Origin of the sequence: Streptomyces spororaveus, from assembly GCF_016755875.1 — a bacterium.
In the GTDB taxonomy this organism is placed as follows: domain Bacteria; phylum Actinomycetota; class Actinomycetes; order Streptomycetales; family Streptomycetaceae; genus Streptomyces; species Streptomyces spororaveus.
Genome location: NZ_BNED01000005.1, coordinates 2,738,545 through 2,756,113, shown reverse-complemented (window position 1 = coordinate 2,756,113; position 17,569 = coordinate 2,738,545). Strand labels below are relative to the sequence as shown.

Annotated in this window: 20 protein-coding genes; 19 read left to right on the top strand and 1 reads right to left on the bottom strand. The window is 70.9% G+C overall.

Annotated elements, in window-relative coordinates:
* The first annotated feature begins 33 nt into the window (after positions 1-33).
* The 12 genes from rplS (at position 34) to Sspor_RS14420 (ending at position 9,703) form a co-directional block, all read left to right on the top strand.
* A complete protein-coding gene (gene rplS / locus Sspor_RS14475) occupies positions 34-384 on the top strand; it encodes a 50S ribosomal protein L19 (RefSeq protein ID WP_030011886.1) in 351 nt (116 codons plus the stop codon).
* Positions 385-428: 44 nt separating this feature from the next.
* A complete protein-coding gene (gene lepB, locus Sspor_RS14470) occupies positions 429-1,166 on the top strand; it encodes a signal peptidase I (protein WP_202199517.1) in 738 nt (245 codons plus the stop codon).
* Positions 1,159-2,043: a signal peptidase I gene (lepB, locus tag Sspor_RS14465; protein ID WP_202199516.1), complete on the top strand. Its 885-nt coding sequence runs from the start codon at positions 1,159-1,161 to the stop codon at positions 2,041-2,043. Before lepB (Sspor_RS14470) ends, lepB (Sspor_RS14465) begins: the two co-directional genes overlap by 8 nt.
* A gap of 112 nt (positions 2,044-2,155) precedes the next feature.
* Positions 2,156-3,055, top strand: coding sequence for a signal peptidase I (lepB, locus tag Sspor_RS14460; protein ID WP_202199515.1), 900 nt, complete (start codon positions 2,156-2,158; stop codon positions 3,053-3,055).
* A gap of 45 nt (positions 3,056-3,100) precedes the next feature.
* A complete protein-coding gene (lepB, locus tag Sspor_RS14455) occupies positions 3,101-3,883 on the top strand; it encodes a signal peptidase I (protein ID WP_202199514.1) in 783 nt (260 codons plus the stop codon).
* The gene (locus tag Sspor_RS14450; RefSeq protein ID WP_202199513.1) at positions 3,873-4,379 is read left to right on the top strand and encodes an NUDIX hydrolase; all 507 of its coding nucleotides are present in this window, start codon (positions 3,873-3,875) and stop codon (positions 4,377-4,379) included. The genes lepB (Sspor_RS14455) and Sspor_RS14450 overlap by 11 nt, the downstream gene beginning before the upstream one ends.
* A gap of 55 nt (positions 4,380-4,434) precedes the next feature.
* Positions 4,435-4,743 (top strand): DUF2469 domain-containing protein, encoded by a 309-nt coding sequence (locus Sspor_RS14445; protein ID WP_006139554.1) that lies wholly within the window; start codon positions 4,435-4,437, stop codon positions 4,741-4,743.
* 126 nt (positions 4,744-4,869) lie between these two features.
* Positions 4,870-5,241, top strand: coding sequence for a YraN family protein (locus tag Sspor_RS14440; RefSeq protein WP_202199512.1), 372 nt, complete (start codon positions 4,870-4,872; stop codon positions 5,239-5,241).
* Positions 5,241-6,875, top strand: coding sequence for a YifB family Mg chelatase-like AAA ATPase (locus Sspor_RS14435; RefSeq protein ID WP_202199511.1), 1,635 nt, complete (start codon positions 5,241-5,243; stop codon positions 6,873-6,875). The genes Sspor_RS14440 and Sspor_RS14435 overlap by 1 nt, the downstream gene beginning before the upstream one ends.
* Positions 6,872-8,047: a DNA-processing protein DprA gene (gene dprA, locus Sspor_RS14430; RefSeq protein WP_202199510.1), complete on the top strand. Its 1,176-nt coding sequence runs from the start codon at positions 6,872-6,874 to the stop codon at positions 8,045-8,047. Before Sspor_RS14435 ends, dprA begins: the two co-directional genes overlap by 4 nt.
* A gap of 209 nt (positions 8,048-8,256) precedes the next feature.
* Complete coding sequence (gene whiG, locus Sspor_RS14425) at positions 8,257-9,093, top strand: RNA polymerase sigma factor WhiG (RefSeq protein WP_202199509.1); 837 nt, start codon at positions 8,257-8,259, stop codon at positions 9,091-9,093.
* Between the two features lie 52 nt (positions 9,094-9,145).
* Complete coding sequence (locus Sspor_RS14420) at positions 9,146-9,703, top strand: TetR/AcrR family transcriptional regulator (protein WP_202203660.1); 558 nt, start codon at positions 9,146-9,148, stop codon at positions 9,701-9,703.
* A 31-nt stretch (positions 9,704-9,734) separates the two neighbouring features.
* Here Sspor_RS14420 and Sspor_RS14415 read toward each other — a convergent pair whose 3' ends face one another.
* Positions 9,735-10,205: a M23 family metallopeptidase gene (locus tag Sspor_RS14415; protein ID WP_202199508.1), complete on the bottom strand. Its 471-nt coding sequence runs from the start codon at positions 10,203-10,205 to the stop codon at positions 9,735-9,737.
* Positions 10,206-10,456: 251 nt separating this feature from the next.
* On the opposite strand from Sspor_RS14415, the gene rpsB reads away from it, so the two are divergent.
* The 7 genes from rpsB to Sspor_RS14380 all read left to right on the top strand — a co-directional run bounded on the left by rpsB (position 10,457) and on the right by Sspor_RS14380 (position 17,536).
* The gene (gene rpsB, locus Sspor_RS14410; protein WP_202199507.1) at positions 10,457-11,338 is read left to right on the top strand and encodes a 30S ribosomal protein S2; all 882 of its coding nucleotides are present in this window, start codon (positions 10,457-10,459) and stop codon (positions 11,336-11,338) included.
* Between the two features lie 135 nt (positions 11,339-11,473).
* Positions 11,474-12,310 carry a translation elongation factor Ts gene (gene tsf / locus Sspor_RS14405; RefSeq protein WP_202199506.1) on the top strand — a complete coding sequence of 279 codons (837 nt, stop codon included), beginning with the start codon at positions 11,474-11,476 and terminating at the stop codon, positions 12,308-12,310.
* A 162-nt stretch (positions 12,311-12,472) separates the two neighbouring features.
* On the top strand, positions 12,473-13,252 hold the full coding sequence (gene pyrH / locus Sspor_RS14400; protein WP_030016384.1) for a UMP kinase: 780 nt from the start codon (positions 12,473-12,475) through the stop codon (positions 13,250-13,252).
* Positions 13,253-13,345: 93 nt separating this feature from the next.
* Positions 13,346-13,903, top strand: coding sequence for a ribosome recycling factor (gene frr, locus Sspor_RS14395; RefSeq protein ID WP_030016386.1), 558 nt, complete (start codon positions 13,346-13,348; stop codon positions 13,901-13,903).
* The gene (locus Sspor_RS14390) at positions 13,903-14,979 is read left to right on the top strand and encodes a phosphatidate cytidylyltransferase (protein ID WP_202199505.1); all 1,077 of its coding nucleotides are present in this window, start codon (positions 13,903-13,905) and stop codon (positions 14,977-14,979) included. Before frr ends, Sspor_RS14390 begins: the two co-directional genes overlap by 1 nt.
* 93 nt (positions 14,980-15,072) lie before the next feature.
* Complete coding sequence (rlmN, locus tag Sspor_RS14385; protein ID WP_073911009.1) at positions 15,073-16,185, top strand: dual-specificity RNA methyltransferase RlmN; 1,113 nt, start codon at positions 15,073-15,075, stop codon at positions 16,183-16,185.
* Positions 16,186-16,438: 253 nt separating this feature from the next.
* Complete coding sequence (locus Sspor_RS14380) at positions 16,439-17,536, top strand: thiamine ABC transporter substrate-binding protein (RefSeq protein WP_202199504.1); 1,098 nt, start codon at positions 16,439-16,441, stop codon at positions 17,534-17,536.
* The last annotated feature ends 33 nt before the right edge of the window (positions 17,537-17,569 follow it).

Here is a 17,569-nt window from a genome sequence, read left to right as displayed (position 1 = left end):
TGTGGCGTCATGCGAAGAAAGCAGACGAAGAACATGTCTCACCTGCTCGACGGCGTCAACGCCGCCACGCTCCGCTCGGACGTCCCGGCCTTCCGCCCGGGTGACACGATCAACGTGCACGTCCGCGTGATCGAGGGCAACCGCTCCCGTATCCAGCAGTTCAAGGGCGTAGTCATCCGCCGCCAGGGTGCCGGTGTCTCCGAGACCTTCACCGTGCGCAAGGTCTCCTTCAGCGTCGGTGTGGAGCGTACCTTCCCGGTCCACTCCCCGATCTTCGAGAAGATCGAGCTCGTCACCCGCGGTGACGTTCGCCGTGCCAAGCTGTACTACCTCCGTGAGCTCCGCGGCAAGGCCGCGAAGATCAAGGAGAAGCGCGACCGCTGAGGTAACTCCCGGAGTCCGGAGGCGGCCGAGTAGGCTCGCCCCCGATGGACACCGAAGCACCTCACACGCAGCGCGGCCACTCTTCCCCCGTCGAGGGGGAGGAGCGGCCGCGTTTTGCGTTCTCCCGGACCGGCCGGACGGCCGGCCGGCGGCCCCTCACGTGGCGCCGCGCCGGAGTGCTCGGTGTGATCTGCACCGTCTTCCTGCTGCTGTTCAGCAATTTCGTGGTCCAGCCCTTCCTGATCCCGAGCCGCTCGATGGAGCCGACGCTCCGGGTCGGGGACCGGGTGCTGGTCAACAAGCTGGCGTACCGCTTCGGCGAACAGCCGCGCCGCGGGGACGTGGTGGTCTTCGACGGCACGGGCTCCTTCGTACGGGAACGCCCCGCGGGCAATCCGGTCGGGACCGTACTGCACGGCGCGGCCTCGGCGCTCGGGCTGGCCGAGCCGTCCGACACCGACTTCGTGAAGCGGGTCGTGGGCGTCGGCGGCGACGACGTGGTGTGCTGTGACGCCGGCGGGCGGGTGGCGGTCAACGGCGTGCCGCTGGAGGAGCCGTACCTCCAGCCCGGCGACGCCCCTTCGGCGGTGCCCTTCCGGATCGTCGTACCGCTGGGGACGCTGTGGGTCATGGGTGATCATCGCTCCCAGTCCCGGGACTCCCGGGACCACCTGGGGGAGCCGGGCGGGGGGATGGTGCCGGTGGAGAAGGTGATCGGGCGGGCCGACTGGATCGGCTGGCCGCTCTCGCGCTGGGAATCCGTAGGCGGTGGCCATGGGTAGCCGCGGACGGCCGAAGGGCGGACGGGACTGGGACTTCGAGCCCGAACCCGAGCCGGAGCCGGAGCCCGCACCGCCCCCGGTGGGTGTCGGCGGCCGGGTGGAGGGCGGCCGGGCCGAACGGCGCCGGACGGCTCGCAAGGTGCGCCGGCGCCGCCGCACGCGCCGGGCCGGTGAGGTGCCGCTGCTGGTGGTCGTGGCGCTGTGCATCGCCCTGCTCCTCAAGACCTTCCTGGTGCAGGCCTTCTTCATTCCGTCGGGCTCGATGGAGCAGACGATCCGGATCGGCGACCGGGTCCTGGTGGACAAGCTGACGCCCTGGTTCGGCTCCGAGATCGAGCGCGGCGACATCGTCGTGTTCAAGGACCCCGGCGGCTGGCTCAAGGGCGAGGCGGCCCGGCCGCCCAAGGATCCGATCGTGGTCAAGCAGATCAAGGAGGCGCTGACCTTCATCGGCCTGCTGCCCTCGGCCGACGAGCAGGATCTGATCAAGCGCGTCATCGGCGTCGGCGGGGACACCGTCAAATGCTGTGACAGCCAGGGCCGGGTCACCGTCAACGGATCGCCCCTCGATGAGCCTTACGTGAATCCGGGCAACACTCCTTCGGACATCACGTTCGAGGTGACGGTGCCGGAGGGCCGGCTGTTCGTGATGGGCGACCACCGCGCGAACTCGTCCGACTCCCGGTTCCACCTCGACGAGGGCTTTTCGGGCACCATCCCCGAGAGCGGGGTGGTCGGGGAGGCCGTAGTGATCGCCTGGCCCTACGGGCACTGGACCAAGCTGGAGCAGCCCGCGACCTTCCGGATGGTGCCCGATCAGGCGCGGCGCGAAGGGCGCGGCCGTCGGCGGCGCCGTCGGGGCGCCCCGTTCGCATAGTGTGTCCTCGGTCTCCCGCGCCTTAGGGAACTCCCGCTCGTTAAGGGAGGGGAGGGCCCGTGCCGGATTCGGCGCGGGCGGCAATCGCGAGTGAGGAGTGGATGTGGGGGACGTGGCGGTAGGCGCACGGTCCGGACGCGACGAAGGCGAGGAACGGCCGGACGACGCCGTCGAGCGCGAGACCGAGGCGGACGGCGATGCCACGGAGCAGGCGCACCGGTCCTTCTGGAAGGAGCTCCCGCTCCTCATCGGTATCGCCCTGCTGCTCGCCCTGCTGATCAAGACGTTCCTGCTCCAGGCGTTCTCGATCCCGTCCGCCTCCATGCAGAACACCCTGCAGATGGGCGACCGGGTGCTGGTGGACAAGCTGACCCCGTGGTTCGGCTCCGAGCCGGAGCGCGGCGAGGTCGTCGTCTTCCACGACCCCGCGGACTGGCTGTCGGGGCAGCCCACTCCCGAGCCGAACGTCTTCCAGCAGGTGCTCAGCAAGATCGGCCTGATGCCGGACGCCTCCGAGAAGGACCTGATCAAGCGGGTCATCGCGATCGGCGGAGACACGGTCGAGTGCAAGAAGGGGGGACCGGTCGTCGTCAACGGCAAGGAGCTGGACGAGCCGTACATCTACCCCGGCAACACCCCGTGCGACGACGCCCCGTTCGGCCCGATCACGGTGCCCAAGGGCAAGATCTGGGTCATGGGTGACCACCGGCAGAACTCCGAGGACTCCCGCTACCACCAGCAGGACTCCACCAAGGGCTTCGTCCCGGTGGACAAGGTCGTCGGGCGGGCCGTCGTGGTCGCGTGGCCGGTTACCCGCTGGTCCACCCTGCCGGTCCCGGACACCTTCGACCAGCCGGGCATCGGCAACCAGGCGGCGGCGGCCGCGCTCGGCCTCGGGGCCGCCGGTCTGGCCCCGGTCGGGCTCGGACCGGCCGCGCTGGGGCTCGTGGGAGCGGTTCCGCTGGTCATGTGGCGCAGGCAGAAGCTGACCAGCGGCCGTACCGACGGGTAGGGTGCCGCCCAGGTCGACGATCCCGAAGTGTGTGGGGGCGCTGGAATGGGCGGAACACAAGCAATACGCAGTGGCGAGGACGGCCGCGGCGGTCTCGGCAACGTGCTGTCGGGAATCGCCGTGGCCATCGGCTTCGCGCTCTTCCTGGGCGGCTTCGTGTGGGGGGCGGTCGTCTACCGGCCCTACACGGTTCCCACCGACTCGATGATGCCCACGGTGCGGCCCGGGGACCGGGTGCTCGCGCAGCGCATCGACGGCGGTGAGGTGCGCCGCGGTGACGTGGTCATCTTCACCGATTCCCTGTGGAGCGACTCCCCGATGGTCAAGCGGGTCGTGGGCATCGGCGGCGACGTCGTGAAGTGCTGCGGCCCGGCCGGCGAGGTGACGGTGAACGGCGCCACGCTGGACGAGCCGTACGCCGACACCACCAAGCCGGACACGGGCCTGGCCATGCCGCCCGGACAGACCGCGCCCTCGGGCACCCCCTTCGAGGTGGCGGTCCCCGAAGGCAACCTCTTCCTCCTCGGCGACCGGCGGGCCGCCTCCCTGGACTCCCGGGCCCACCTGCAGGAGACCGGGCAGGGGACCGTGTCCCGGTCGGCCGTCAGTGCCCGGGTCGACGCCCTGGCCTGGCCCTCCGTATCGATGCTGGAGCGGCCGGCCACGTACGCCGCCCTGCCGGGCGGGATCTCGCGGCCCGGGCCGCTGCGCCTCCAGGTGGCGGCGGTGCTGGCCGGGGCCGCCCTGGTGGTGCTGGGGGCCGCGTACGGGCCGGTCGCACGGCTCCTCGCGCGCGGCCGGCGGCAGGAGCGGGCCGGTGTCCGCTGACCCGGCCGCCGGGACCGGCGGCCGGAAGGTGTCACGGGTGATCCTGCTCGACCCGGCGGACCGGATCCTGCTGCTGCACGGCTTCGAACCGGCCGACCCCTCGGACGACTGGTGGTTCACCCCCGGCGGCGGACTGGAGGGGACCGAGACCCGGGAGCAGGCCGCGCTGCGCGAGCTGGCCGAGGAGACCGGGATCACCGAGGTGGAACTGGGTCCGGTGCTGTGGCACCGCTACTGCTCCTTCCCCTTCGACGGGCGGCGCTGGGAGCAGGACGAGTGGTACTTCCTCGCCCGGACCACCCGGACCGAGACCGAGATGGGCGGCCTCACCGAGCTGGAGCGGCGCAGCGTCACCGGAGCCAGGTGGTGGACCTCCGAGGAACTGCTCGCGGCCCATGAGACGGTGTACCCGACCAGACTCGCCGAGCTGCTCCGTACGCTGCTCGTCGACGGTCCTCCGGGTGAGCCGGTGGTCCTGGCCCCGGAAATCGTTTAGGGGCGCAGGGGCCTGGCGCACAATAGGGGGACGCACGGCTGAAGGGGAACATGCCATGAGTGCCGAGGACCTCGAAAAGTACGAGACCGAGATGGAGCTGAAGCTCTATCGGGAGTACCGCGACGTCGTCGGGCTGTTCAAGTACGTGATCGAGACGGAGCGCCGTTTCTACCTCACGAACGACTACGAGATGCAGGTGCATTCGGTTCAGGGGGAGGTGTTCTTCGAGGTCACCATGGCCGACGCCTGGGTCTGGGACATGTACCGGCCGGCCCGTTTCGTGAAGCAGGTGCGGGTGCTGACCTTCAAGGACGTGAACATCGAGGAGCTCAACAAGAGCGATCTCGAACTGCCCGGCAGCTGAGGGACGACGCCTGCCGAACCGCCTCACCCGGGAGGGTGAGGCGGTTTTCCACAACGGCCGGACCATCCACCAAGATCCACAAGGTGGGCGGGGGTGCGGGACCGTCGGTGCCGGAGGTGGTGCCGGATGAACGCGAAGGGCGTGGCACAGCAGGCATTGGGGCGGTACGGCGAGGAACTCGCGGCACGGCGGCTGGCCGAGGCCGGGATGACCGTGATCGCGCGGAACTGGCGGTGCCGCGGCGGCGAGATCGACATCGTCGCGCGGGACGGGGACGCCCTCGTCGTCTGCGAGGTCAAGACCCGCCGGGCGGGCGAGTTCGAGCACCCCATGGCCGCCGTCCGGCCCGTCAAGGCCGAGCGCTTGCGCGCGCTCGCCGGGCGCTGGCTCGCCGACCACGGCGGACCGCCCCCGGGCGGGGTGCGGATCGACCTGGTCGGGGTGCTCCTGCCGCGGCGCGGCGCCCCCCTGGTGGAACACGTCAGGGGGGTGGCCTGATGGGGTTCGCACGGGCCTGCTCGGTGGCCCTGGTCGGGGTCGACGGCGTGGTGGTCGAGGTACAGGCCGACCTGGAGCCGGGCGTGGCCGCCTTCACCCTGGTGGGGCTGCCGGACAAGACCCTGGTCGAGAGCCGGGACCGGGTCCGGGCGGCCGTGGTCAACTCGGGTGCGGCCTGGCCGCAGAAGAAGCTCACGGTCGGGCTGAGCCCGGCTTCCGTACCGAAATCCGGCGCCGGCTTCGACCTGGCCGTCGCCGCGGCCGTGCTCGGGGCCGCCGAGGTGGTGGACCCCGGCGCGATCGCCGACCTCGTCCTGATCGGGGAGCTGGGTCTGGACGGCCGGGTGCGCCCGGTCCGCGGAATCCTGCCGGCGGTCCTCGCCGCGGCCGAGGCCGGCTACCGGCAGGTGGTGGTGCCGCAGCAGTGCGCGGCCGAGGCCGCGCTCGTACCGGATGTCTCGGTCCTGGGCGTACGCAGCCTGAGCCAGCTCATCGCGGTCCTCACCGGCGGCGAGGTCCCCGAGGAGGAACCGGGCGACCCGCCCGGCAGGCCGGACCCGATACTGGCCGGACTGCTCGTGCCGGGGGCGGGACTGGGAACGGGCCTCGCCCGGGCCCGGCCCGGCCGGGAGGACGGCGCGGACTTCCCCGACCTCGCGGACGTGGCCGGGCAGCACACGGCGCGCCGCGCCCTGGAGGTGGCTGCCGCCGGAGGGCACCACCTCTTCCTCAGCGGACCGCCCGGGGCGGGCAAGACGATGCTGGCCGAGCGGCTGCCCTGGCTCCTGCCGCCGCTCACCCGTCAGGACTCCGTGGAAGTCACGGCCGTCCACTCGGTCGCGGGAATCCTCGCGCCCGGCGAACCGCTGGTCGCCAGAGCGCCCTACTGCGCACCGCACCACTCGGCGACCATGCAGTCCCTGGTGGGCGGCGGGACCGGGATCCCCAGGCCGGGGGCGGTCTCCCTGGCCCACCGGGGCGTGCTCTTCCTGGACGAGGCCGCCGAGTTCCACAGCCGGGCGCTGGACGCGCTGCGGCAGCCCCTCGAATCCGGGCACGTGGTCATCGCCCGCGCCGCCGGAGTGGTAAGGCTGCCCGCCAGGTTCCTGATGGTGCTCGCCGCCAACCCCTGCCCGTGCGGACGCCACACCCTGCACGGAGCGGGGTGCGAATGCCCGCCCTCGGTGATCCGGCGTTACCAGGCGCGGCTGTCCGGGCCGTTGCTCGACCGGGTGGACCTCAGGGTGGAGGTCGAGCCCGTGACCCGCTGCGACCTGCTGGGGCGGGGCGGCCGCGGAGAATCCACCGAGGTGGTCGCCGATCGGGTGCGGCAGGCCCGGGAGCGTACCGCCGCCCGGCTCGCCGACACGCCGTGGCGGCTCAACTGCGAAGTGCCCGGGCGGGAATTGCGCACCCGGTGGCGGGCGGCGCCCGGCGCGCTGGCCCCGGCCGAACGCGATCTGGAACGGGGGCTGCTCACCGCGCGCGGGCTGGACCGGGTGCTGCGGGTCGCCTGGACCGTGGCCGACCTGCGGGGGCGGGACCGGCCCGAGACGCCGGACGTGGCCGTGGCGCTGGAGCTGCGGACCGGCATCGCCCGCGGGGCGATGCCGCTGCCGGAGGCCGGGACATGACCGGCTCCGGGCACACGGAACTGCTGGCGCGGGCGGCGCTCACCCGGGTGCTGGAGCCCGGCGACACGCACGGCGGGCGGTGGCTTCGGGAGTTCGGCGCGGCCCGGCTGATACGGCTGCTCACCGCCCCCGGGGCGGAGCCGGACACGCCGTCCGGGGTGGGGCCCGAGCGGCTCGCCGGGTACCGCAGACGCGCCGCGCGGGCCGACCCCGAGCGCGACCTCGCGGATGCCGCCGAGGCGGGGGGCCGGTTCGTCTTCCCGGGGTCGCCGGAGTGGCCGACCCAGCTCGACGACCTGGGCGACGAGAGGCCCGTCGGACTGTGGCTGCGCGGCCGGCCGAACCTCCGCACCTGGGCGCTGCGTTCGGTCTCCGTGGTCGGGGCCCGCGCCTGCACCCCGTACGGCGCGCACATGGCCCAGACCCTGGCCGCCGGACTCGCCGAACGGGGCTGGGTCGTGGTGTCCGGCGCCGCGTTCGGGATCGACGGCGCCGCCCACCGGGGCGCCCTCGCCTCGGGCGGCGCCACCGCGGCGGTGCTGGCCTGCGGGGTGGACGTCGCCTACCCCCGCGGACACGCCGGGCTGCTCGGCCGGATCGCCGGGCAGGGGCTGATCCTCGGAGAGCTGCCACCGGGCAGCCACCCGACCCCCAGCCGGTTCGTCCTGCGCAACCGGGTCATCGCCGCCCTGACCCGGGGCACGGTCGTCGTCGAGGCCGCGCACCGCAGCGGCTCCCTGGTCACGGCACGGCGGGCGCAGCGCCTGGGGCGGTTCACGATGGGCGTCCCCGGGCCCGCCACCAGCGGGCTCTCCGCAGGGGTGCACGAACTGCTGCGGGGCGAGGCCGTGCTCGTCACCGACGCGGCCGAGGTGGTCGAACTGGTCGGGGCCATGGGCGAGCTGGCTCCCGAGCGGCGCGGCCCGGTGCTCGCCCGGGACCTGCTGGACCCGGACACCGCTCGTGTGCTCGAAGCCCTGCCCGCCGGCCGCCCGGCGGACGTGGCCGAGCTGGCACTTGCCTCCGGCACCGGCACCGATGAAGTCATCGGCAGACTGTACGAACTTCACTCTCTGGGGTTCGTCGAACGGCAGGGCGACGGCTGGCAGTTGAGCAGACAAACGGCTGGAGGAGGCACACAAACCGGAGCCGACCGGCGAGGCGGTCGTTGACCTGGGGTGTTCCGGTGAAAGAGTGAAACCGATGAGAGACGCGGTCTTCCAGGTGGCGGTCACCGGGACCGAGCGCCAGGCGCCGGTCCCGGGTCGCCCGCGCGAGTCCGGGCGCCTCCCGGCCCCCGCGCCATCCCGTACTCTTCGCGCACCGCGACAATCTCGTCACGCTACGCTCCCAAGGAATCCGGCTCCGGCAAAGGCGAAGCATGCCCCAGCACACCTCAGGGTCCGACCGCGCTGCGGTGCCCCCCGCTGCCCGCGGCAGCGTGCGGTCCACCGCGCCCTCGTCCCTGGAGGTGCTGTGGCGCTCGTACAAGGAGTCGGGTGACGAGCGACTGCGGGAGCAGCTGATCCTGCACTACTCGCCCCTGGTCAAGTACGTGGCCGGCCGTGTCAGCGTGGGCCTGCCGCCCAATGTGGAGCAGGCCGACTTCGTCTCCTCCGGGGTGTTCGGGCTGATCGACGCCATCGAGAAGTTCGACATCGACCGGTCGATCAAGTTCGAGACGTACGCGATCACCCGGATCCGCGGCGCGATGATCGACGAGCTGCGGGCACTGGACTGGATCCCGCGCTCTGTCCGGCAGAAGGCGCGCGCCGTGGAACGGGCCTACGCCACGCTGGAGGCCCAGCTGCGGCGCACCCCGACGGAGAGCGAGGTCGCCGGGGAGATGGGGATCGGGGTGGAGGATCTCCACACCGTCTTCAGCCAGTTGTCGCTGGCCAACGTGGTCGCCCTGGAGGAGCTGCTGCACGTCGGCGGGGAGGGCGGCGACCGCCTCTCGCTGATGGACACCCTGGAGGACACCGCCGCCGACAACCCGGTGGCGGTGGCCGAGGACCGCGAGCTGCGGCGCCTGCTGGCGCGGGCCATCAACACGCTGCCCGAGCGGGAGAAGACCGTGGTGACCCTCTACTACTACGAGGGCCTCACGCTGGCCGAGATCGGCCATGTCCTCGGCGTCACCGAGAGCCGGGTCAGCCAGATCCACACCAAGTCCGTCCTGCAACTGCGCGCGAAGTTGGCAGATGTGGGGAGGTGAGCTTGCGCCACCTCCGTAGAGTGGATGTGTGCCCAGGATTCGAGCGGCCTCCGTGGCCGAGCACCGGTCGATGCAGCGCGGCGCCCTCTTGGACGCCGCGCGTTCCCTGCTGTCCGAAGGCGGGACGGAGGCGCTGACCTTCCCCGCCCTCGCGGAGCGGACCGGGCTCGCCCGTTCCTCCGTGTACGAGTACTTCCGCTCCCGCGCCGCCGTGGTCGAAGAACTGTGCGCAGTGGACTTCCCCGTGTGGGCCGCCGAGATCGAAGCGGCCATGGAGCAGGCCCCCTCGCCGGAGGAGAAGATCGAGGCCTACGTCCGCAGCCAGTTGGGGCTGGTGGGCGACCGCCGGCACCGGGCGGTCGTGGCCATCTCGGCCAGCGAGCTCGACGCGGGGGCCCGCGAGAAGATCCGCGCGGCCCACGGCGGGCTCGTGGCGATGATCGTCGAGGCACTGAGCGCCCTGGGGCAGAGCGAGCCGAGGCTGGCCGCGATGCTGCTGCAGGGGGTCGTGGACGCCGCCGTGCGCCGGATCGAGCTCGGCGCGGCGGAGGACCCCGACGTGGTCACCGAGGCCGCCGTCGCCATGGCCCTGCGGGGCGTCCGGGGCTGAGGACCCGGAGCTCCGCCCCGGACCCGGTGCCTCAGCCGTAGCCCGGGTGGGGGCCCTCCGGCAGGAGCCGGGGCGCCGGGCGCGGGAGCAGGGTGAGCGGGTTGAGGTACACCTCGCCCGCCAGGAGACCCCAGTGCAGACACGGCGCGGGGCAGTGCGAGCCCTCCGTCAGAACCGCCACCACCTGGCCCGCCGTGACCTGCTCGCCCTCCGTGACCAGGGGCCGGACCGGCTCGTAGGTGGTGCGCAGCCCGTTCGGCAGGGCCAGCGAGAGCACCCCGCGGCCGGCGACGGGCCCCCCGAAATGGACCCGGCCCGCCGCGACCGCCCGGACCTCCGCGCCCACCGGCGCCGACAGGTCCACCCCGCGGTGACCGGCCGCGTAGGGGGTGGGCGGCGGGTCCCACCAGCGGGCCACCGACAGCGGAGCGGGCAGCGGGCGGACCCCGGGAAGGGCCGCCTGGGCCAGGGCCAGGAGCAGGCTGAGCAGCAAGGTCGTCATGGACCCCAGCGTCCCGCGCCCTCCCGGACCGGCGCCCGGGCCTGTGGACGGCCGGGGCACTGTGGACAACGGCGTCACCCGGCATACCGCCGGGTCCCGTACACTTCTTGTGGCGATCCGGGTCACCGGGTCGACTTCGCACGCCCCGGCGCCAGGCTGGAACAGCCAGGTGACAGCGTCTCTCGGTCCCTTCATCGGGGCAGGGCGCGGTGGGGCGTCAGGAACCAAACCGAGAAACCAAGGAGATGGCCATGGCCGTCGTCACGATGCGGGAGCTGCTGGAAAGCGGCGTCCACTTCGGTCACCAGACCCGCCGTTGGAACCCGAAGATGAAGCGCTTCATCTTCACGGAGCGCAACGGCATCTACATCATCGACCTGCTGCAGTCGCTGTCGTACATCGACCGCGCCTACGAGTTCGTGAAGGAGACCGTCGCGCACGGTGGCTCCATCATGTTCGTCGGTACCAAGAAGCAGGCCCAGGAGGCCATCGCCGAGCAGGCGACGCGCGTTGGTATGCCGTACGTCAACCAGCGGTGGCTGGGTGGCATGCTCACCAACTTCTCCACCGTCTACAAGCGCCTTCAGCGTCTGAAGGAGCTTGAGGCGATCGACTTCGAGGACGTCGCCGCCTCGGGTCTCACCAAGAAGGAGCTCCTGGTCCTCTCCCGCGAGAAGACCAAGCTGGAGAAGACCCTCGGTGGTATCCGCGAGATGTCGAAGGTTCCCAGCGCCGTCTGGATCGTCGACACCAAGAAGGAGCACATCGCCGTCGGTGAGGCGCGCAAGCTGCACATCCCGGTCGTCGCGATCCTCGACACCAACTGCGACCCCGACGAGGTCGACTACAAGATCCCGGGCAACGACGACGCGATCCGTTCCGTCACCCTGCTCACCCGCGTGATCGCCGACGCCGTCGCCGAGGGCCTCATCGCCCGCTCCGGCGCTGCGACCGGTGACTCGAAGCCGGGCGAGAAGGCCGCCGCCGAGCCGCTCGCCGAGTGGGAGCGCGACCTGCTCGAGGGCGAGAAGAAGGCCGACGAGACCGAGGCTGCCCCGGCTGCCGAGGCTGTCGTCGAGGCCCCGGCCGCCGAGGCTGTCGAGGCCCCGGCCGCCGACGCCGAGCAGGCCTGACCCACTGAGAGCGCCCGGCGTTCACGCGCCGGGCACTCACAGCACGGACGATGACGGCGGGGGAGCCGCGCCACGAGCGCGGCGCCTCCGCCGTTCACCCGTAGATCTACGACTTCGAGAGAGAATCACAGACTCATGGCGAACTACACCGCCGCTGACGTCAAGAAGCTCCGCGAGCTCACCGGCGCCGGCATGCTGGACTGCAAGAACGCGCTCGTGGACGCCGACGGTGACGTCGACAAGGCCCAGGAAGCGCTCCGCATCAAGGGCCAGAAGGGCGTCGCCAAGCGCGAGGGCCGTTCTGCCGAGAACGGTGCGGTCGTCTCCCTCATCGCCGACGACAACACCTCCGGTGTCATCGTCGAGCTGAAGTGCGAGACGGACTTCGTCGCCAAGGGCGAGAAGTTCCTGGCCGTCGCCAACGAGCTGGCCGCGCACGTCGCCGCCACCTCCCCGGCCGACCTCGAGGCGCTGCTCGCGTCCGAGATCAAGCCCGGTCAGACCGTCACCGCCTTCGTCGACGAGGCCAACGCCAACCTCGGCGAGAAGATCGTCCTGGACCGCTTCGCGCAGTTCACCGGCGGCTACGTGACCGCGTACATGCACCGCACGATGCCCGACCTGCCGTTCCAGATCGGCGTCCTGGTCGAGCTCGACAAGGAGAACGCCGAGGTCGCCCGCGGCGTCGCGCAGCACATCGCCGCGTTCGCCCCGCAGTGGCTGTCCGCCGAGGACGTCCCGGCCGAGAAGGTCGAGTCCGAGCGTCGCATCGCCGAAGAGGTCACCCGCGCGGAGGGCAAGCCCGAGGCTGCCATCGCGAAGATCGTCGAGGGTCGCGTCAACGGCTTCTTCAAGGACGCCACGCTGCTCGGCCAGGCCTACGCCCTGGACAACAAGAAGTCCGTCCAGAAGGTCCTGGACGAGGCCGGTGTCACCCTGAAGCGCTTCACCCGCATCAAGGTCGGCATCTGAGTCCGTCCGTACGCGACGGACACCGGACCCCGGTAGGGTCTGAGGCAGTCGTCCGCGTTCGCGCGAGACGACCGCAGATCTGACGAGGAGGCCATTGCCGTAGAGGGAACCGCAAGGACCCACCGGCAATGGCCTTCTTCGTATGTGCACGAGGAGATCTCCATGAATCAGGGCGTGGACCCCCACACCGCATCCGACGACAAGAGCGACCAGGACAAGAAGGGCCGCCGCTTCATGCTGAAGCTGTCGGGCGAGGCCTTCTCCGGTGGCGGAGGACTGGGCGTCGACCCCGACGTCGTCCACGCCATCGCGCGTGAGATCGCCGCGGTGGTCCGCGACGGCGCGGAGATCGCCGTCGTGATCGGCGGCGGCAACTTCTTCCGCGGCGCCGAACTCCAGCAGCGCGGCATGGACCGGGCCCGGTCCGACTACATGGGCATGCTCGGTACCGTCATGAACTGCCTCGCGCTCCAGGACTTCCTGGAGAAGGAGGGCATCGACTCCCGCGTGCAGACCGCCATCACCATGGGCCAGGTCGCGGAACCGTACATCCCGCTGCGTGCCGTGCGGCACCTGGAGAAGGGCCGCGTCGTCATCTTCGGCGCCGGCATGGGCATGCCCTACTTCTCCACCGACACCACGGCCGCCCAGCGCGCCCTGGAGATCGACGCCGAGGCCCTGCTCATGGGCAAGAACGGCGTCGACGGGGTCTACGACTCGGACCCGAAGAAGAACCCGGACGCGGTGAAGTTCGACGCGCTGGAGTACAGCGAGGTCCTCTCCCGCGACCTCAAGGTCGCCGACGCCACCGCGATCACGCTCTGCCGCGACAACAAGCTGCCGATCCTCGTTTTCGAACTCCTCGCCGAGGGCAATATCGCCCGCGCCGTCAAGGGTGAGAAGATCGGCACGCTCGTGAGCGACCAGGAAACCCGGGCCTGAGCAGTCCGCTGCCGCACCGAGCGAGCCGCAGGCCGGCTCGCCGGCCACGCCCGCCCGCCTGAACCATCCAAATCTGACATGCAGGAGCACGTGGTGACCGAAGAGATCCTCCTCGAGGCCGAGGAGAAGATGGAAAAGGCCGTCGTCGTCGCCAAGGAAGACTTCGCCGCGATTCGCACCGGCCGTGCGCACCCGGCGATGTTCAACAAGATCGTGGCGGAGTACTACGGCGCCATCACGCCCATCAACCAGCTCGCCTCCTTCTCGGTGCCCGAGCCGCGCATGGCGATCGTGACCCCGTTCGACAAGAGCGCCCTGCGCAACATCGAGCAGGCCATCCGCGACTCCGACCTCGGTGTCAACCCGAGCAACGACGGCAGCATCATCCGGGTGACCTTCCCCGAGCTGACGCAGGACCGCCGCAAGGAGTACATCAAGGTCGCGCGCACCAAGGCCGAGGACTCGAAGATCTCGCTCCGCGCCGTCCGCCGCAAGGCCAAGGACGCCCTTGACAAGCTGGTCAAGGACAAGGAGGCCGGCGAGGACGAGGTGCGCCGCGCGGAGAAGGAGCTCGACGACACCACCGCGAAGTACGTCGCGCAGGTGGACGAGCTCCTGAAGCACAAGGAAGCCGAGCTCCTCGAAGTCTGATGAACGACACTTCCTGGCAGCCGGAGCCGGTTCCGGCGGGTCCCGCATACGATGCGCAGGTGGGCCCGCACACTCGGCCCATGCCCATCGTGCCCGATGCCGCCGGCCGTGACTTCGACGACCGGGAAGCACGCGATCGGGGGGTCGCCGCCGACGGCGGCCCCCTCTTCCGCGCCGATACGCCGCCGCAGGAGCCCATGCCCAGCCCCCCGCCTCCGCATGCCCAGCAGCCGCAGGACGCCTCGCCCCCGCCGCCGAAGAAGCGCGCGGGCCGGGACCTGCGGGCTGCCATAGGGGTGGGCGTGGGTCTCGGCGCGGTGATCTTCGCCTCGCTGCTGATCGTCAAGGCCGTCTTCGTCGGCGTCATCGTCGTCGCGGTCGTCGTCGGCCTGTGGGAGCTCACCTCCCGTCTGCAGGAGCAGAAGGGCATCAAGGCCCCGCTGGTCCCGCTCGCGGTCGGCGGCGCCGCCATGGTCATCGCCGGATACGTCCGGGGGGCCGAGGGCGCCTGGGTCGCCATGGCCCTGACCGTGCTGGCGGTCCTGGTGTGGCGGATGACCGAACCGCCCGAGGACTACCTCAAGGACGTCACGGCGGGCGCGTTCGCGGCGTTCTACGTGCCCTTCCTGGCCACCTTCGTCGCCATGCTGCTCACCGCCGACGACGGCCCCGAGCGCGTGATCACCTTCCTGCTCCTGACCGTGGTCAGCGACACCGGGGCGTACGCGGTCGGCTGGCGCTTCGGCAAGACCAAGCTGGCGCCGCGCATCAGCCCCGGCAAGACCCGCGAGGGCCTGTTCGGTGCGGTGGCCTTCGCGATGGCGGCCGGCGCGCTGTGCATGGAGTTCCTCATCGAAGGCGGCTCGTGGTGGCAGGGCCTCCTGCTGGGCCTCGTGGTCGCGGTCAGCGCCACCCTGGGTGACCTGGGCGAGTCGATGATCAAGCGGGACCTCGGGATCAAGGACATGGGCACCCTGCTGCCGGGACACGGCGGCATCATGGACCGGCTGGACTCCCTGCTTCCGACGGCCCCCGTGGTCTGGCTGCTGCTGGCGGCCTTTGTCGGTACCGGCTGACCTGCGAAAAGGCGTCGCAGGACGCCGGGCGGTTACTCTTGGAGGGCGCGCTGCTTCTGCGGCGCGCCTTTCGTCTTACAAGGAGTACCTGCCATGGCCCGCCCCGTTCCGGGAGAGCTCACCTTCGTCGCCCCTCGCGGGGCCAAGAAGCCGCCCCGGCACCTCGCCGACATGACCCCGGCCGAGCGCCGCGAGGCGGTCGCCGCGATCGGCGAGAAGCCGTTCCGGGCCAAGCAGCTCTCCCAGCACTACTTCGCGCGGTACGCGCACGACCCGGCCGAGTGGACCGACATCCCGGCGGGCTCGCGGGAGAAGCTCCAGCAGGAGCTGCTGCCGGACCTTATGAACGTCATCCGGCACATCTCGTGCGACGACGACACCACCCGCAAGACCCTGTGGAAGCTGCACGACGGCACGCTCGTCGAGTCCGTGCTGATGCGCTACCCCGACCGGGTCACCATGTGCATCTCCTCGCAGGCCGGCTGCGGCATGAACTGTCCGTTCTGCGCCACCGGCCAGGCGGGCCTGGACCGCAACCTCTCCACCGCCGAGATCGTGCACCAGATCGTCGACGGCATGCGCGCGCTGCGCGACGGCGAGGTCCCGGGCGGTCCGGCGCGCCTGTCGAACATCGTCTTCATGGGCATGGGCGAGCCGCTCGCCAACTACAACCGCGTCGTCGGTGCCATCCGCCGCCTGACCGACCCCGAGCCCGACGGCCTGGGCCTGTCGCAGCGCGGTATCACCGTCTCCACCGTCGGCCTGGTCCCGGCCATGCTGCGGTTCGCCGACGAGGGCTTCAAGTGCCGTCTGGCCGTCTCGCTGCACGCGCCCGACGACGAGCTGCGCGACACCCTCGTCCCGGTCAACACCCGCTGGAACGTCCGCGAGGTGCTCGGCGCCGCCTGGGAGTACGCCGAGAAGTCCGGCCGCCGGATCTCGATCGAGTACGCGCTGATCCGCGACATCAACGACCAGGCCTGGCGTGGTGACCTCCTGGGCAAGCTGCTCAAGGGCAAGCGCGTACACGTCAACCTGATCCCGCTGAACCCGACGCCGGGCTCCAAGTGGACCGCCTCGCGGCCCGAGGACGAGAAGGCCTTCGTGGAGGCCATCGCCCGCCACGGCGTGCCGGTGACCGTGCGGGACACCCGGGGCCAGGAGATCGACGGCGCGTGCGGCCAGCTGGCTGCCTCGGAGCGCTAGATTCCGCTTCTGTTCGACGCTATTCGGCCACGGGGTACCCTGTGGCCGAACCAATTTCATATTCCGACAGGGGAGCGCCACAGCGCTGAGAGTGCGGTATCCGTCATCCGCAGACCCTCTGAACCTCGCCCCGGTCATTCGGGGTAGGAAGTTCGGTCACCACTCTTGCTGTTGCGCCCTGCCCGGCGTCCGCTCGCACAGAGCGCCGGGCAGGGCCGCGTCTTCTCCTGGACATCCCAGGAGGAATTGACCAATGAGCACCACCAAGAAGATCGCGGGCGTCGCGCTCGCGGCCGCGCTGGGCGTCACCACGCTCAGCGCCTGCGGCGACGAGAGCAAGGACAAGACCGCGGGCGCGAGCGACGCCCCGAAGTCGACGACCGTCACGCTCGTCTCCCACGACTCCTTCAACGTGACCGATTCGGTCCTCAAGGAGTTCGAGCAGCAGAGCGGCTACACGGTCAAGGTGCTGAAGTCCGGGGACGCCGGCGCGGCCCTGAACCAGGAGATCCTCACCAAGGGCTCCCCCCGCGGTGACGTCTTCTTCGGTGTGGACAACACCCTTCTCTCGCGCGCCCTCGACAACGGCATCTTCACGCCGTACGAGGCCAAGGGCCTCGCCGACGTGAAGCCCGAGTACGTGCTCGACAAGGAGCACCGGGTCACCCCGATCGACTCCGGCGACATCTGCGTCAACTACGACAAGGCGTACTTCGCCGAGAAGAAGATCGCCCCGCCGCAGACCCTGGACGACCTGATCAAGCCGGAGTACAAGAACCTGCTGGTCACCGAGAACGCCGCGACCTCCTCGCCCGGCCTCGGCTTCCTGCTCGCCTCCGTCGGCAAGTACGGCGAGGACGGCTGGAAGGACTACTGGAGCAAGCTGAAGGCCAACGGCGTCGAGGTCGTCGACGGCTGGGAGCAGGCCTACAACGAGCGCTTCTCCGGCTCCGCGGGCGGCAAGAAGGCCAAGGGCGACCGCCCGCTGGTCGTCTCCTACGCCTCCAGCCCGCCGGTCGAGGTTCTGTACGGCGAGCCCCAGCCGGCCGAGGCCCCCACGGGCGTCTCCACCGGCACCTGCTTCCGTCAGATCGAGTTCGCGGGCCTGCTCAAGGGCGCGAAGAACGAGGAGGGCGGCAAGGCCCTGGTGGACTTCCTGGTCAGCAAGAAGTTCCAGGAGGACATGCCGCTCCAGATGTTCGTGAACCCCGTGACGAAGGACGCCGCCCTGCCGGAGCTGTTCACCAAGCACGGCGTGGTGGTCGAGAAGCCCGAGAACGTGGCTCCCGAGACCATCGCCAAGAACCGTGAGCAGTGGGTCAAGGCATGGACCGCGCTCGTCGTGAAGTAAGCGGCACCAAGGAGCCGGGCGCGGCGTCGGGGG

Coding starts and splice junctions, on each gene's coding strand:
- rplS (WP_030011886.1), top strand. CDS start 34: ATGTCTCACCTGCTCGACGGCGTCAACGCCGCCACGCTCCGCTCGGAC.
- lepB (WP_202199517.1), top strand. CDS start 429: ATGGACACCGAAGCACCTCACACGCAGCGCGGCCACTCTTCCCCCGTC.
- lepB (WP_202199516.1), top strand. CDS start 1,159: ATGGGTAGCCGCGGACGGCCGAAGGGCGGACGGGACTGGGACTTCGAG.
- lepB (WP_202199514.1), top strand. CDS start 3,101: ATGGGCGGAACACAAGCAATACGCAGTGGCGAGGACGGCCGCGGCGGT.
- Sspor_RS14445 (WP_006139554.1), top strand. CDS start 4,435: ATGAGTGCCGAGGACCTCGAAAAGTACGAGACCGAGATGGAGCTGAAG.
- Sspor_RS14440 (WP_202199512.1), top strand. CDS start 4,870: ATGAACGCGAAGGGCGTGGCACAGCAGGCATTGGGGCGGTACGGCGAG.
- Sspor_RS14435 (WP_202199511.1), top strand. CDS start 5,241: ATGGGGTTCGCACGGGCCTGCTCGGTGGCCCTGGTCGGGGTCGACGGC.
- dprA (WP_202199510.1), top strand. CDS start 6,872: ATGACCGGCTCCGGGCACACGGAACTGCTGGCGCGGGCGGCGCTCACC.
- whiG (WP_202199509.1), top strand. CDS start 8,257: ATGCCCCAGCACACCTCAGGGTCCGACCGCGCTGCGGTGCCCCCCGCT.
- Sspor_RS14415 (WP_202199508.1), bottom strand. CDS start 10,205: ATGACGACCTTGCTGCTCAGCCTGCTCCTGGCCCTGGCCCAGGCGGCC.
- rpsB (WP_202199507.1), top strand. CDS start 10,457: ATGGCCGTCGTCACGATGCGGGAGCTGCTGGAAAGCGGCGTCCACTTC.
- tsf (WP_202199506.1), top strand. CDS start 11,474: ATGGCGAACTACACCGCCGCTGACGTCAAGAAGCTCCGCGAGCTCACC.
- pyrH (WP_030016384.1), top strand. CDS start 12,473: ATGAATCAGGGCGTGGACCCCCACACCGCATCCGACGACAAGAGCGAC.
- Sspor_RS14390 (WP_202199505.1), top strand. CDS start 13,903: ATGAACGACACTTCCTGGCAGCCGGAGCCGGTTCCGGCGGGTCCCGCA.
- rlmN (WP_073911009.1), top strand. CDS start 15,073: ATGGCCCGCCCCGTTCCGGGAGAGCTCACCTTCGTCGCCCCTCGCGGG.
- Sspor_RS14380 (WP_202199504.1), top strand. CDS start 16,439: ATGAGCACCACCAAGAAGATCGCGGGCGTCGCGCTCGCGGCCGCGCTG.